We start from the raw sequence: 15,228 nt of genomic DNA, 5'->3' as shown, positions 1-15,228 counted from the left end.
AACAAAAAAGACTTCTCCTTGTAGCGTCATTCTTGACTGTACGAGTACTGTCGTCCTCTACTACTTCAGAGAAGTCTCATTCTATTTTTTATATTAAATATAGGCATCCAAGTCTTTTTGGAATTTTGCTAATTTTTCTTGTGCTTCTTCTTGAGTCGCAGCTTTCACACCCATGTAGAACTTAATTTTAGGTTCTGTTCCACTTGGTCTTACTGCAATCCATGAACCATCTTCTAAAATATATTTCAATACATTTGAAGTTGGTAAGCCAATTTCAGAAACAACACCTTCTGCATCTACTTGTTGGTTTACTGCGAAATCTTGTGCTACTGATACTTTAATCCCACCAAAGTTAGACGGAACTTCTTTACGTAATCCATCTAATAAAGCTTTGATCTTAGCAGGACCTTCTAAGCCTTGAACGGTTACAGAAATTGTTTTTTCTAAGAAATAACCATATTTTTCATATAAAGCTTGAAGGCCATCATATAAAGTTTTACCTTCACTCTTGAAGTGAGCTGCTACTTCTGTTAATAACAATACTGCTTGAATTGCATCTTTATCACGAACAAATGGTTGAACTAAATATCCATAACTTTCTTCAAATCCAAACATAAATGTATGTGCATTTGTTTCTTCATAGTTTTTAATTTGCTCTGCAATAAATTTGAATCCAGTTAATACATTTACCATTTTCGCACCATAATGTTCTGCAATGACTGTTGGTAATTCACTAGATACAATTGATTTTACAGCAGCAGCATTAGCTGGTAATGTTCCTGCTTTTTGATGGGCAAATAATAAGTAATCTAATAAGATTGCTGCAATTTGGTTTCCTGTAATAACTTGGTAAGTTCCATCTGGTTGACGAACAGCAGCACCCATTCTATCTGCATCTGGGTCTGTTGCTAATAATACATCCGCTTTTGTTTCTTCTCCTAAACGAATTGCATATTCAAATGCACCTGCTTCTTCAGGGTTAGGAGATTTCACCGTTGTAAAGTCTCCATCTGGCACAGCTTGTTCTGAGACAACATGTAATCCTGTAAATCCAGCTTGATCTAATGCACGTTTTGTTAACATTAATCCTGTTCCATGTAATGGAGTATACACAACTGATAAATCTTTTGTATTTGATAATAAGTCTGGGTTCACTGAAACAGATTTAATTTCTTCTAAATATGCTGCATCTACTGCTTCACCAATCCATTCAAATAATGCTGATTGTTCTAATTCTTCTTTTGTCACCACTTCTACTACTAATGGGTTTTCAACTTGGCGAACAAATTCTGTTAATGCATCTGCATCTTTTGGAGGCATTTGTCCTCCATCTTCACCGTATACTTTATATCCATTATAAGCAGCTGGATTATGACTAGCTGTAATCATAATTCCTGCAAATGTATGCAAATGACGAACTGCATAAGATAATTCAGGTGTTGGTCTTAAATCTTCAAATACATAAGCTTTAATGCCATGTTTTACTAAAACTTTTGCAGATTCTAATGCAAATTCAGGAGAAAAATGACGTGAATCATGTGCGATTGCTACCCCACGTTTTTTCGCTTCTTCTCCATATGTTTCGATTAATCGTGCTAATCCTTCTGTTGCTTGACGAACCGTATAAATATTCATACGATTAATCCCTGGCCCAACAATCCCACGCATTCCTGCTGTTCCAAATTCTAATGGAGCGTAAAATGCTTCTTCTTTTTCTTTTTCAGAAAAGTTCTCTAATTGTGTTTTTAAATAATCTTCTAATTCTTCGAACTTTTCCCATTTTAATGCAACTTCTTGCCAACTCATATCATCAATCTCCTTTAATCATTTTTATATTTACTCTAATACAGTTGCTACTTCAAATCCATATCCACGAATGTGAGTAATTAATAATTCTAAAAAGATATGTGCAACAGGTGATAATTCCATTTGATGATGTTTTAAATAACCAATTTCTAATTCATCTTCAATCGCTAATGGAATTGCCACAATTTTATCATCATTTAATTCGCTACTAATAATTCCCGAACTAATTGTATAACCATTTAGTCCGACCATTAAGTTAAAAATTGTCGCACGGTCACTAACTTTAATACTCTTCTTATGTTCCATAGTACTTAAAATCTCTTCAGCAAAATAGAAGGAATTTTCTTCTCCTTGCTCATAAGATAAATAAGGATAGTCTTCCAACTCTTCTAGTGTAATACTAGATTGAGAAGCTAATGGATTCTCTCTACTAATAAACACGTGAGGTTTTGCTGTAAATAATGGCGTAAATTCTAAGTTTTTCTCTTTAAATAACTTCTTCATCACTTGACGGTTAAAATTATTTAAATATAAAATTCCTAACTCACTTTTGAATTTCATTAAGTCTTCTAAAATATTTTGAGTTTCTGTTTCTCTTAGCGTAAATTGATATTCATCACCAGCTTCTTGACGGATTAATTCAACGAAAGCATGAACGACAAACGCATAGTGCTGAGCTGAAACTGAGAAATCACGTTTCCGTTTTGTCTTACGTTTATATTTTTCTTCCATCAAGTTTACTTGGTCCAATATTTGTCTAGCATATACTAAAAACTCTCTACCTTCTTCAGTTAAAGAAACTCCATTTTTATGCCGAACTAATAATTGAATATTCATTTCTTGCTCTAAATCTTTCATGGCATTTGATAGACTTGGTTGAGTTAAAAATAAATCTTTTGCGGCTTCATTAATGGATCCTTTTTCTGCAATTTTTTCTAAATAAATTAATTGTTGAATACGCATATTTTTTCTCCTTTTGCCATCTTACCTTTATTATAAATGAGATTTTAATTTCATGCTACCCTATAGTTTCCACAAATAAAAAAAACTGAGCTTGACGCCCAGTTCTTTTCAACGATTCATTTTATTGTTGGAATTTAAATACCACATTAGAATCGTATAATTTCAATACATTTTCATATACAAATTTAGTTGCTAATGCTGCAATAACTGGTACAACTAACCAAACAACTACTGCTAAACCAACATTTAATCCTGCATCAATAGAAGCAAGAGGTCCTACTAAACCTACTAAACCAAAACCAGCAGATTGAGGAGTACCACTCACACTCAATAATGCCACTGGAATTGCAGAAATAACTGCTGTTGTTAAAGTTGGTACTAAAATAATTGGATACTTAAATAAGTTTGGCATCATTAATTTCATAGCTCCTAAAGCAATCGCTAAAGTAACTCCTGAATTATTCACTTTCCATGAATGAACCACTAATACTACCGCTGTAACAGCAACACCCATCGCAGCAGCCCCTGCAGACACACCGTTTAATTGAATCGCTAAACCAATCGCAACTGTTGAAATTGGTGAAATAATTAAGAATGCAAATGAACATACAATTAAAATAGACATTAAAATTGGTTGTAAATGAGTAAATTCATTAATGATTGCTCCAATTCCTGCTGTTAATTTTGCAACGAATGGTAATAATTGTAATCCGATAAATGCAGCACCTACACCGACTACGATTGGCATCGCAACTACCGCAGTAGAACCAAATTTATCTTTAATCCACATTAATGCTAATACCGCAATGGCAGCTGTTAACATTGTATTAATTAAGTCCCCAGTACCAGCTCCAACATATTTTCCTAGTTCTGGATTGAATTTTACAACACCTGATGCAACGAAACTTGCTCCTGCTGTAACCATCATCGGCATTGGTTTGAAACCAAATTGTAAAGCAATTAATGCCCCGATAATTAATGGTGTTGCTAATTGGAAAATTACAGCGATTTGTGTAATTTGAACTGCTAGTGGATATTGACTAAAATATTTTAAAATAGCAGATAATACAGCGTTTGGAATTAAACCGATAATTACCCCTAATGCAGTTCCTTGTAAGATTTTATTGATAAAGACTTTTGCAGTCATTTTTTCTTGAGCTTCCATATAATCCCTTCTTTCTTTTTGTTTACCCCTTTATAAAAGCTGTTGAAACTTTTTAGAAATATTTCACAATTCCATTTCTACACTTTCACTACCTTTTATTAGTGAGCTTTCAAAATTTGCTCTTTGCTATGAAACATGATGTTAAAAAGGTGTAATAAGTTGTTGGAATCACTTATTTTTTAACTTTTCTAACCACTACTTCATTCATATAACCAATCTCCGTCAAACGATGAAGACTAATTGTGTCACGATTATAACAATTCATTCCAACAGAATCAATCATTTCTTTCATGTTTTATTCAATATTTTTCATTTTTTGAAATCTTTGAAAAATAACTGTAAAAATCCGTTGAAAATTTTGAATAATAGTTGTTTCCATTAAAGTTAAAAGCCTTTCTATGTATACATTCGTCATCTTATTTTGTAACAAAATAAGGAGGCGTCCTTGAAAACGTCCTCCTTATTGATTATTTTTCTTTAAATTCTTGTTTAACTACTTCTAAAGCTGCTGCAATTACTTGGTGCATATCATAATAACGATATTGACCTAAACGTCCTCCAAAAATTACTTGAGGAACTGTTTGAGCTAGCTTTTTATATTTAGCATATAAATCATTATTTTGTTGATTATTAACTGGATAATAAGGTTCTTGACCTTTTTCCCAATCTGATGGGTATTCTTTTGTAATCACTGTCTTCTCTTGTGTTCCAAACTCAAAATGTTTATGTTCAATAATACGAGTATATGGAGTTTCACGATCCGTATAATTTACAACCGCATTTCCTTGGAAGTTTTCTGTGTCTAGCACTTCTGTTTCAAAGCGTAAACTACGATATTCTAAAGTTCCCAATTCATAATTGAAAAATTCATCAATCATACCTGTGAAAATAATTTTAGCACCACTTTGTAAATACTCTTCTTTTTTCTCAAAGAAATCAACATTTAATTCTACATCAATATTTTCATGATTGAACATATTTTCAACCATTTGAGTATATCCACCAATTGGAATGCCTTGATACGTATCATTGAAATAATTATTGTCATACGTATATCGAACAGGTAATCGACGAATAATAAAAGCTGGTAATTCTGTTGCAGAACGTCCCCATTGCTTTTCCGTATAACCTTTAATCAACTTGTAATAGACATCTTCCCCTACTAAAGAGATTGCTTGTTCTTCCAAGTTCTCAGGAGTTTTCCCTTTTAATACTGCTCGTTGTTCCTCAATTTTAGCAGCAGCTTCTTGCGGAGTCACAACTCCCCATAACTTATTAAAAGTATTCATATTAAATGGTAAATTATAGATTTCACCATTAAAATTCGCAACAGGTGTATTTGTATAACGATTAAATGTCGCAAATTGATGTACATAATCCCAAATTCTTTTATCACTTGTATGGAAAATATGCGCCCCATATTCATGAACTTGAATCCCTTCCACTTCTTTTGTATAAATGTTTCCTGCAATATGCGAACGTTTTTCAATTACTTTTACTTTAAATCCTCGATTAGCAGCTTCACGTGCAAAAGTTGCGCCAAACAACCCTGCCCCAACTACTAAATAATCATATGCCATTTATTTATTCTCCTTATATATTTATTAACAGTATTGTAACATAGATGTATGAAGTTAGCACCCTGACACATCTTCCTAATGTATATAAAATATTAAATGTATAAAAAGGAGGAAATTATGATAAAAAAATTATTATTATCAGCGTTATTTCTAACAACAGCATTATTTAGCGGTTTAAATAGTTCAATTTACGCACAAGCGGCTAATACTGTTGAATTAGAAACATTAAATCAAAGCCAAGTAAAAAACATTATCCAAGTAAATTCTGAAAATGAATTACCTAAAGATGGTACTACTTATACTCTTGTGTATTCAAAACAACACTGTAAATTACCAGATGAACCAGAAAAAACAAGTGAAGCAACACAAAAGAAAACAACTGAAAGTACCCCACAAACAACAACACTTACAACTGTTTTGAAAGCTCAAGCAAAACAATCATTGCCACAAACTGGGACACAAAAATCAATAGCAGTTGTTTTAACTGCTGGAGTATTAGTTGGTTTAGCATTTCTTATGATTAAATACCATAAGAAAAAAGTATGGATGGTATTACTGATTACAGCTTCTGTAACATCTCTTTATAATTTAAGAAATGTTATGGCACAAAATGAAACAAAAGTAACAACAATTCCAGTTACTACATTTGTACCAACTTCAGACCACTGTCTATATGGATATATCATTATTCCTAAAAATAGTGAAACTACTAAATTCGAAACAAGTAAAGGTGAACCTTTAGTTTTCGAGAAACCTGAATTCGAAGGCGGAGTACCTGGAATGCCTGAAGTGCATGAAAAATCCGAATTCAACGGTGGAACTCCTGGTATGCCAGAGGTGTATGATAAACCTGAATTTAAAGGTGGAGTTCCTGGTATGCCTGAAGTGTATGATAAACATGAATTCAACGGTGGAGTAGTTCCAAATGAAGCACCAATTCATGACAAGCCTTCAATTGAAACTACTGTGGAAGAACCAATTTTTGAATCTTCTTCAGTTGAAACTACTACTACTGCAGGTACTTCAACTGAACCTGAAGCCGAACCTGAACCTACTACAACGACTGAAACTGAACCCACTACTTATACTGGTTCATAATTAAAACAACAAATCAAAATCCCCAACGATAGAGCTTGTCTCCAATCGTTGGGGATTTTCTAATTAAATCCAACTATTTTTTGAGTCACTGTATAAATCAAATTCGACATTTGTCTAGCAGGTTCATTGTCGTTCATCGCAATTTTACTAATTATATTTTTACGAATTTCTTTATAAACTGTCGTATTGGTTTCTTTTAATTTTTCCAATAAAACTTTCTTTTTCTCTTGATGTACCTGTGTGCCTGCTTTATTTAATAAGGCACAAGAAATCAATGTTGTAATTTCTAAATGATTTAATAAATAGTCATTTAAAACTTTTGGAAATTCCCAATCACTATGATAAGCTTCCATCAATAATTGATTCACTCTAATTTGTTGATCAATTCTGCGAATCATCACTTGTTCATTAACGGATTGATCTTCTCGTCCGATAAAGTAACGGTAAAAATCAACATTGATATAATACAATTTCTTACAATACTGTAGTGGAATAAATACAAATAAATTATCGACATAAAAAGTATGCTCTGGTAATTGTAATTTTGATTGTTTTAAAATATCTAGTCGATACATTAAGGAATGCATCATCATATACTTTCCTTTTCGAAGCGGCTTTGCATCATCCCAAGTGAACACTTTGTTTTCGGGGAATGATGATTGATATCTCATAATTTTCTTTCTTCGAGCTTGTTCTTTTTCATAAACAAAGTTTGTAATAACTACATCAACTTCTTCTTGCGTTTCTTCTAATTTTTGTAGATGCTCTAAAATTTTTAAATAAGCACGGACATCGACCCAATCATCACTATCTACTACTTTAAAATATTTCCCAGTTGCGTGTTGCATGCCTGTATTGACAGCACCACCATGTCCTTTATTTTCTTGAGAAATTGCACGGACAATGCCTGGATATTGTTGTTCAAACTTTTCTGCTATATTTTGTGTATTATCACTTGAACCATCATTAATAATTAAGACCTCTACTTGGTCTCCACCAGTCACTAATGATTGGATACAGTAATGCATATATTCTTGTGAATTATAACAAGGAACTGCTATTGTTAGTAATTTCATTTCTAAGTCCTTTCGGGTTCTATTTCTTTTATCTATTCTACCATTTTTTATATCCTTTTTGTCAATAAAATATACATTTTATTTCTAATCTGCACTTTTCTCTTTATCAAACACAAAAAAACTCTTTCTTTCCTACTTTCATAGAAAAGAAAGAGTCTCATTTTATAGTAAAGCTTCAACAATTGGAAGATAATCTTTTTCTTCTAACTTTTGAATCATAATAATGCCATCTCCTAATGGAACTAGAGTGGATTTCAACGCTTCATCTTTTTGAACAAAGTCTAAAAATAAGTTTAGACGACGATGAATTTTTCGAACTTTTCGTGGGATTTCACTCTCATCTTGTAAAATTGTTCCACCTTGGAAAATATCATCAACAACCAATACCCCACCTGTTTTTAATACTCGCATACAATGAGGGAAAAATTCAATATATTTCGCTTTTGCACTATCCATAAAAATAAAGTCATATTGTTGTTCTAAAGTTGGCAACACATGTGCTGCATCCCCTTCAATTTGAGTCACAATGTCATCAATGCCTAATTTTTTAAAATTCTCTTTTGCTCTTGAATACATTAATTCATATCGGTCAATCGTTGTTACAGAACCGCCTTTTGGTACATATTGCGCCATTAAACTAGCAGAAAAACCTATAGCAGTTCCAATTTCTAAAATTTGAGTTGGACGATATAGTCCTAATAAGAAATCTAAATATACCGCTGTTTCATGAGGAATAATTGGAATTCCTAAATCATTCGCCATTTGTTCTAACTCTCCTAATTTACCAGGAAAGAAACGTTGACTTTTTCTCATATATTCGACCACTTCAGGTTTAACGACTGGTCGAAACATCATTTCATTTAACATACTTGCTCCTTTATCTATTTATAATGAGGAAATTAAAAACCTCCACCGCCGGATCCTCCACCAGATCCAAACGAACTACCGCCACTAAATCCTCCTCCAAATCCACCGCTATTCGATGAATCGGAACTTGAAGAAATTTCATCCACTGCTGAAAGATAACTATCAGTTAATGTATCTTGTAAAATCTCATTATAGACAGCCATTTGCCAACCATAGGTTGGTGAATAGAATACACTTTCTTGAATCCAATCAGGGAATTTTTCTTCTAATACTTCAATGACTTGTTCAGCAACTCCTAAAGAAATCGCATAAACGAGCAGATGATCCCAGATTTGAATACTTGGTAAATCAGCTCTATCTAAACTAGAAATATCCATTAACATTTGACGGAATGCTTCCCAACGACGATATTCATATTCACCTTTTAAGCTTCTTTGTAGACTATTTGATTTACTAAAACGAACTGTTATAAGATAAATAATAAAACTAATAATCCCTGCAACAATTGTCAGAAACAGATTCTTAGTAGCCCAAAATACACCGCCAACAAGCAGAAGAAATCCTGCTATCCCTAAAAGATTTGCACCAACAGCTTTTGGAGCAGTTTCTCCCTCTTCGAAGCGATAAACACTATATTCATCAGAAGCAATCTCTACTTTTTCATACCAATTATCTAGCATATCCGTATATCTTTCTGGGCAATTCTCTGCAAATTCAGAAACTAAATCTAAGTCTAAAGTGTTTCCTTTAGCAATTTTTTTAAATAAAATATCTAAAGCTAATTGTTCATGTGGTAGTAAATGATACGAATGTTGTTTCAACTCTAAAATATAAGGTTCTTCAGTCGTCATCGTTAGAACTTTTTTACGTACTAAATCCATTATCGTTGCACTAAAATCATCAATCGTTACACCATCATAAATAGCTGCTGACATAATGGCTGGAGTCAAATCTTCTGGCAATTCATATAAATGTTCTGGTACAAACGGTACTTTTTCAAGACGTTTTTTATCTGCTAAATTTCCTTTGAAAAATGCCCAAACTAAAGCGACTAAACTAAGTAGTCCTCCAAAACCTGCTACACCCCATTTTACAGAACGTTCCTCTTGATCTCTTTTCACTAATTGTTCTTCTCTGTCTACAATTCCAGCAAAAGCGTTAAAATCGTTTGTCACAGGATTATCTTTTGTTAATTCTACAGGAAATAGCATATGAGTTTCTACAAAACTCTTTGGTTCATTTTTCTTAACGGTAAATGTAACTCCTTTGTAATCCGGATCAATTTCTACCTTACCACCAATTCCTCCATGTCCCCAAGCTCTTAATGTTTCTTTTGTTGCTGCACCTGGTAAGCTAACATGAACATGAATATTTTTTTGCGTAACTTCCCACTCTTGTCCAACTACTCGTCGGTTTAATTCCGCTGTATCTTTATAATTTTTAATCAACTGTGGAATTGTATAATTAAAAACAACTGTTCTTGAACTATCTGCGAAAGGTAAGAACACCTTAAACTTCAATAACGATCCAAGATTTTCTGTTGAATAAGTACTATTACGTCCTGTATCACTCTTTAATAATGTAACAACTTCTCCATCACTGGTTTTAAAATCAACCGTTACATCTTTTGGTTCTTTTTCTCCAAAATAATCTAAATTATAAAAAATACCATTGTAACTTCCATTAGCAGTAAAAGTCATTTCTTCTTTAAAGCGAACATCACCATTTGGTCTTACATCAACATCGATATTATATTTTGTTACTTCTAAACTTTTACCTTTAGCTTCAACTTTCGAAGTAAAAAATGATAGAGATACCATCAAAAACATGAACCAATATAAAATTTTTCGCAATGCTTTCATCTTATTCCCTCCGATACACTGAAAGTGGGATGAAATAACAGATTTCTACTCCCACTTCCATTATCCTAATCAAGTTTCATTAACCTTAAAGCATCAAAAGTATGCTTATAAAATACCGCCTCGAATATCCAATGTTTTTTTCAAATACCATTTCAAAACAAGTGAGCCCGATCCAATAAATAAGTACACGATGGCTGGGAAAACATAATTAATGCTTGTCGGAATCAACAATTGTGTTCCCATTACAAGGACTAACCATGCAAGCATCACTAATGAGCTAACAACTAAATAACGAATATAGCCACGTTTTCCTTTTGGTTGATTAATATCTGGAGTTACTTTAGATAAAGCTAATAACGCTAAACCACCTACTACAAAGTTCATGATTAAGGAAATAACTCCCATCGCTTCTGATTGTTCTGGATTTAAGAATAAAGTAATTCCAGCGATTAAAGCGAAGAATCCTCCGACCATTAATCCACCATCTACAGCAATTTGCCAATCTGGTGATTTCACAGTTGGATCTTTTTTAGGTCCTTCCAATACAGATTGTGTTTGTTGTGTCACCGTACCAAATAATTGGCGAGCTGTTAAACCTTTTTTCTGTTTTTCTACTAAAACAGGAAGCATTTCTTCTAAAGTTGAAGTGATTTTTGCTTTAGACACTTGAGCTTCTTTTAGAGAACGTTCTAGTTGTAATACATATTGTTCATTTTTTTTCGTTAATTGACTACGTAATGTAGTAATATCTACTGTTTTTACTTCAGTTTGATTTTCTGTCATGATTCAATCCCCCACAAGATATGATGATTACACGTTAAATCTGAAAAGCATAACATCGCCATCTTGTACGATATACTCTTTTCCTTCTTGACGTACTTTCCCATTTTCTTTAGCAGCACCCATACTACCGAATTCTAATAAGTCTGCATAAGCTACTGTTTCAGCTCGAATAAATCCTCTTTCAAAATCAGAGTGAATAATTCCCGCACATTGTGGAGCTTTCATTCCTCTACGGAAAGTCCAAGCACGAACTTCTTGTTCTCCAGCAGTGAAGTAAGTTGCTAATCCTAATAAATGGTAAGCTTTTTGAATTAAAATATCTAAACCTGAAGTTTCAATTCCCAATTCTTCTAAGAAAACTTGTTTTTCTTCTTCTTCTAATTCAGCAACTTCTTCTTCTACACGTGCACAAATAACGACTACTTCTGCATCTTCTTTTGCAGCATATTCTTCTACTAATTGAACATATTGATTATGTCCACCTTCTGCTACATCATCTTCTGAAATATTAGCAATATATAACATTGGTTTTGTTGTTAATAAGAATAAACTTTTCACGATTGGTAATTCTTCATCTGTAAATTCAATCGTACGTGCTAATTGACCATCTTCTAATACTGGCTTGATTTTTTCTAAAACTGCTAATTCTGCTACTGCATCTTTATCTTTTGTTTTGGCAATTTTAGCAACACGAGCAATTCGTTTATCAACTGATTCTAAGTCTGCTAATACTAATTCTAAATTAATTGTTTCAATATCCGCAATTGGATCTACTTTACCGGCAACGTGTGTAATATTTTCATCTTCGAAACAACGCACGACTTGGCAAATTGCATCTACTTGGCGAATGTGGCTTAAGAATTTATTTCCTAAACCTTCCCCACGGCTAGCACCTTTTACAATTCCTGCAATATCAGTAAATTCAAATGTTGTTGGAACTGTCTTTTTCGGTTTTACTAATTCTGTTAATTTTTGAAGTCTTTCATCTGGAACTTCTACGACACCAACGTTTGGGTCAATTGTCGCAAACGGATAGTTTGCTGCCTCTACTCCTGCTTTTGTAATTGCATTAAATAATGTTGATTTCCCAACGTTTGGTAATCCAACGATTCCTGCTGTTAACGCCATGTATTTTTCACACTCTTTCTATTCATTATTTTCTTTTTTCAAAGTTACTTTTTTCATTTTGCGTTCAAATTCTCGTCTTGGCATTAAGACCATTTGCCCACAATGATTACATTTGATACGAATATCCATTCCCATTCGAATGATCGTCCATGAATTGGTTTGACATGCATGAGGTTTTTTCATTTCGACACAATCCCCAAGAGCATATTCCACTACAGCCATTCTATTCACTCCTAATCATCTAATTCAATTTCTAATACATCTAAAATACGAGTTAAATCTTTTTGAGAAAGGTATTCAATCTCGATTTTTCCACGTTCTCCTTTCGGAGTGATTTGGACAGATGTTCCAAATTTATCCATTAATCTTTCTTCGGATTCCACAATATATGCTGGTTTTTCTTGAACTTTCTTGATTTTCTTCACTTTCTCAACCGGCTCATTCATTGTTTGAATCAATTCTTCTAAAGCTCGAACCGTCATCCCTTCTTCAATGACTTTCTTAGAAAGAGGAACGATTTTGTCTGCTTTTTTCAAACCTAATAAAGCACGAGCATGCCCCACTGATAATTGACCTTCTTGTAATTGTGTTTGAACTTCTAATGGTAGTGATAATAGACGAAGAAAGTTCGCAATATATGGACGGCTTTTCCCGATTTTTTTTGCGACTTCTTCTTGGTTTAATTTTAACGCATCCATTAATGATTTATACGCTAATGCTTCATCAATTGGTCGTAAATCTTCCCTTTGTAAATTTTCTACAACGGCTACTTGAATCATAATTTCTTCGCTATATTCACGAATAATAGCTGGAATAGTTTCTTTTCCAGCAAGTTTAGAAGCACGTAATCTTCTTTCTCCGGCTACTAATTCATAGCCTTTAATACTTGATTTTCGGACGATAATCGGTTGAAAAACTCCTTGTTCACGAATCGAATCTGCTAATTCTTGTAAAGCTTCTTCATTAAACTCTTTTCGAGGTTGATACGGGTTTGGACGAATTTCATTAATGGAAATTTCTTCAACCGTTTCATTCGTTGTATCTACTTTTTCTAAATTTTCGATACTATCAAAATTCCCACCAAAAAGTGCATCAATTCCACGACCTAGGCCTTTTGATTTTTGATTTTTAACCATTTGATAACACTTCCTTTGCTAATTCGAGATAAACTTCTGCTCCTCTTGAACGAGGATCATAGTCTACAATGGCTTGTCCATAACTTGGTGCTTCTGATAAACGAACATTTCTAGGAATAATAGTGCGATATACTTTTTCTCTGAAGTATTTGATTACATCATCTTTTACTTCATTTCCTAAATTAGTACGTGCATCAAACATTGTTAATAAAACACCTTCAATTTTTAATTGTGGATTGAAGTGTTTGCGAACCATCGTGATTGTATTCATCAATTGAGATAAACCTTCTAATGCATAGTATTCGCATTGTACAGGGATTAATACTGTATCACTAGCAGTAAATGCGTTCATTGTTAAATGTCCTAAAGAAGGAGGACAATCAATAAAAATATAATCATATTCATCACGAATCGTTGTTAAAGCATGTTTTAATTTTTGTTCACGATGAGTTTGATTTGTTAATTCAATTTCAGCTCCTGCTAGCTGAATCGTTGAAGGTACTATCATTAAATTTTCACGTGTCGTAGGTACAATTACTTCATGAACATTCACTTCATTTACAATAACATCATAAACATCATAGGTTAATTCTGCTTTTTGTACACCTAATCCACTAGTTGCATTTCCTTGAGGGTCACTATCAATAATTAAAACTTTTTGTCCAAGTTTTGCTAGGGAAGCTGCTAAACTAACAGTTGTCGTTGTCTTACCAACTCCACCTTTTTGATTCGCAACTGAAATAATTCTTCCCATTCTCTTACCTCCAATCTTCATAAAAAAAGGAGAATGCAAGCATTCTCCCTCTCGCATGTCTACAAAATGTTTTCCATTTCTCGCAATTCTTTAAATTTATCCATTCCTATTGTAACAAAAAAACAGGAATATGAGTAGTATTTTCCTAGGAAATCAATTGAAACATGAAATATCTTTTTAACTAATTTATTCGTAACCTGAAACTTACTAAAGTGGTAATTCTTTCTTATGTTGTTGATTCATTCCATTAAAAATCACTTCATAAGTTTTTTGAATCGTTTCGTCTTCTTCATTTAAAATTAATGAAAAACTTTGAATTAAGTTTGTCTTAACATCAGCTTTCATCTTCACCGTAATTTTCGTATTTTCGTGAACTTGAATATTCATAGATGCTAAAGCTAGTCTTACGGATGCATCACTTCCTTGATATTCAAAACTTCCATCTGATTGCCAAGTAGTAAAATTGGATAAATCTTGAGCTAGTTGTAACACACTGTGATACGAAAATCCTATAACATTTTGTAAGCTCGATTGAGCAGAAATAGTTGGCTCCCATTTATCTTGATAATAACGAATAGCACCTTTACTACCTTCACTAATCACTTCAATTTGATTCGTAGCTTTGCCATCTGTTTTATCAATTCGAGTTCCAAATCCTGTACCATCACTCCAAACAGATGCATTGGCAATGACTTGAGTAGAACTTGTTACATCTTTTTTCTTTACCTCATTTTGTTTTAATGTTAAATGATAATTTTTAACTTGTGTTTCTTGTTGTACTAATTTATCTTGTAAACCTTTATCTTCAACTACTTCGCTACAGCCTACTAGAAAAATACCTAGTAAACAAATTATCCAAAAATTTACTTTTTTCATATTATATTCTCCAATATCCTTTATAAAAATAGTATACAAAAAAAGAGAATTTCCTTCCAGAAATTCTCCTTCTAATCAGAAGCGTGGCAACGTCCTACCCTCACAGGGGGAAACCCCCAACTACTATCGGCGCT

14 protein-coding genes are annotated in these 15,228 nt (G+C 33.1%); 1 reads left to right on the top strand and 13 read right to left on the bottom strand.

All coding sequences use genetic code 11. The features are described 5' to 3' along the window. Positions 1 to 93: 93 nt before the first annotated feature. From RYK07_RS04925 to glf, 4 genes are all read right to left on the bottom strand, one after another. Positions 94 to 1,806, bottom strand: coding sequence for a phospho-sugar mutase (locus RYK07_RS04925; protein WP_314852671.1), 1,713 nt, complete (start codon positions 1,804 to 1,806; stop codon positions 94 to 96). 30 nt (positions 1,807 to 1,836) lie between these two features. Continuing rightward, positions 1,837 to 2,769: a LysR family transcriptional regulator gene (locus RYK07_RS04920; RefSeq protein WP_314852669.1), complete on the bottom strand. Its 933-nt coding sequence runs from the start codon at positions 2,767 to 2,769 to the stop codon at positions 1,837 to 1,839. Positions 2,770 to 2,890: 121 nt separating this feature from the next. After that, positions 2,891 to 3,934 carry a PTS sugar transporter subunit IIC gene (locus RYK07_RS04915; RefSeq protein ID WP_314852667.1) on the bottom strand — a complete coding sequence of 348 codons (1,044 nt, stop codon included), beginning with the start codon at positions 3,932 to 3,934 and terminating at the stop codon, positions 2,891 to 2,893. A gap of 467 nt (positions 3,935 to 4,401) precedes the next feature. Next, entirely contained in the window at positions 4,402 to 5,514 is a 1,113-nt protein-coding gene (gene glf / locus RYK07_RS04910) for a UDP-galactopyranose mutase (protein ID WP_314852666.1), read from the bottom strand. A 117-nt stretch (positions 5,515 to 5,631) separates the two neighbouring features. Here glf and RYK07_RS04905 point away from each other — a divergent pair, with 117 nt between their 5' ends. Then, entirely contained in the window at positions 5,632 to 6,612 is a 981-nt protein-coding gene (locus RYK07_RS04905) for an SIALI-17 repeat-containing surface protein (protein ID WP_314852665.1), read from the top strand. Between the two features lie 59 nt (positions 6,613 to 6,671). On the opposite strand, the gene RYK07_RS04900 is transcribed toward RYK07_RS04905, so the two are convergent. The 9 genes from RYK07_RS04900 to RYK07_RS04860 form a co-directional block, all read right to left on the bottom strand. Further along, a complete protein-coding gene (locus RYK07_RS04900) occupies positions 6,672 to 7,688 on the bottom strand; it encodes a glycosyltransferase family A protein (RefSeq protein ID WP_314852664.1) in 1,017 nt (338 codons plus the stop codon). 162 nt (positions 7,689 to 7,850) lie between these two features. Further along, positions 7,851 to 8,555, bottom strand: a complete 705-nt coding sequence (locus RYK07_RS04895) for an O-methyltransferase (protein WP_314852663.1) — start codon at positions 8,553 to 8,555, stop codon at positions 7,851 to 7,853. A gap of 32 nt (positions 8,556 to 8,587) precedes the next feature. Next, entirely contained in the window at positions 8,588 to 10,417 is a 1,830-nt protein-coding gene (locus RYK07_RS04890) for a DUF2207 domain-containing protein (RefSeq protein WP_314852662.1), read from the bottom strand. A gap of 105 nt (positions 10,418 to 10,522) precedes the next feature. Beyond that, a complete protein-coding gene (locus RYK07_RS04885; protein WP_314852661.1) occupies positions 10,523 to 11,200 on the bottom strand; it encodes a DUF1129 family protein in 678 nt (225 codons plus the stop codon). Between the two features lie 27 nt (positions 11,201 to 11,227). After that, positions 11,228 to 12,328 carry a redox-regulated ATPase YchF gene (ychF, locus tag RYK07_RS04880; protein WP_314852660.1) on the bottom strand — a complete coding sequence of 367 codons (1,101 nt, stop codon included), beginning with the start codon at positions 12,326 to 12,328 and terminating at the stop codon, positions 11,228 to 11,230. An 18-nt stretch (positions 12,329 to 12,346) separates the two neighbouring features. Next, positions 12,347 to 12,550, bottom strand: coding sequence for a DUF951 domain-containing protein (locus tag RYK07_RS04875; protein WP_314257870.1), 204 nt, complete (start codon positions 12,548 to 12,550; stop codon positions 12,347 to 12,349). Between the two features lie 11 nt (positions 12,551 to 12,561). Next, a complete protein-coding gene (locus RYK07_RS04870; RefSeq protein WP_314852659.1) occupies positions 12,562 to 13,464 on the bottom strand; it encodes a ParB/RepB/Spo0J family partition protein in 903 nt (300 codons plus the stop codon). Further along, positions 13,457 to 14,218 carry a ParA family protein gene (locus RYK07_RS04865; RefSeq protein ID WP_314852658.1) on the bottom strand — a complete coding sequence of 254 codons (762 nt, stop codon included), beginning with the start codon at positions 14,216 to 14,218 and terminating at the stop codon, positions 13,457 to 13,459. The genes RYK07_RS04870 and RYK07_RS04865 overlap by 8 nt, the downstream gene beginning before the upstream one ends. Before the next feature lie 207 nt (positions 14,219 to 14,425). Then, positions 14,426 to 15,094, bottom strand: a complete 669-nt coding sequence (locus RYK07_RS04860; protein WP_314852657.1) for a hypothetical protein — start codon at positions 15,092 to 15,094, stop codon at positions 14,426 to 14,428. Between the last annotated feature and the right edge of the window lie 134 nt (positions 15,095 to 15,228).

This window comes from uncultured Granulicatella sp. (genome assembly GCF_963528315.1).
Classification (GTDB): Bacteria; Bacillota; Bacilli; order Lactobacillales; family Aerococcaceae; genus Granulicatella.
This window is presented reverse-complemented; position numbering and strand designations above follow the sequence as displayed.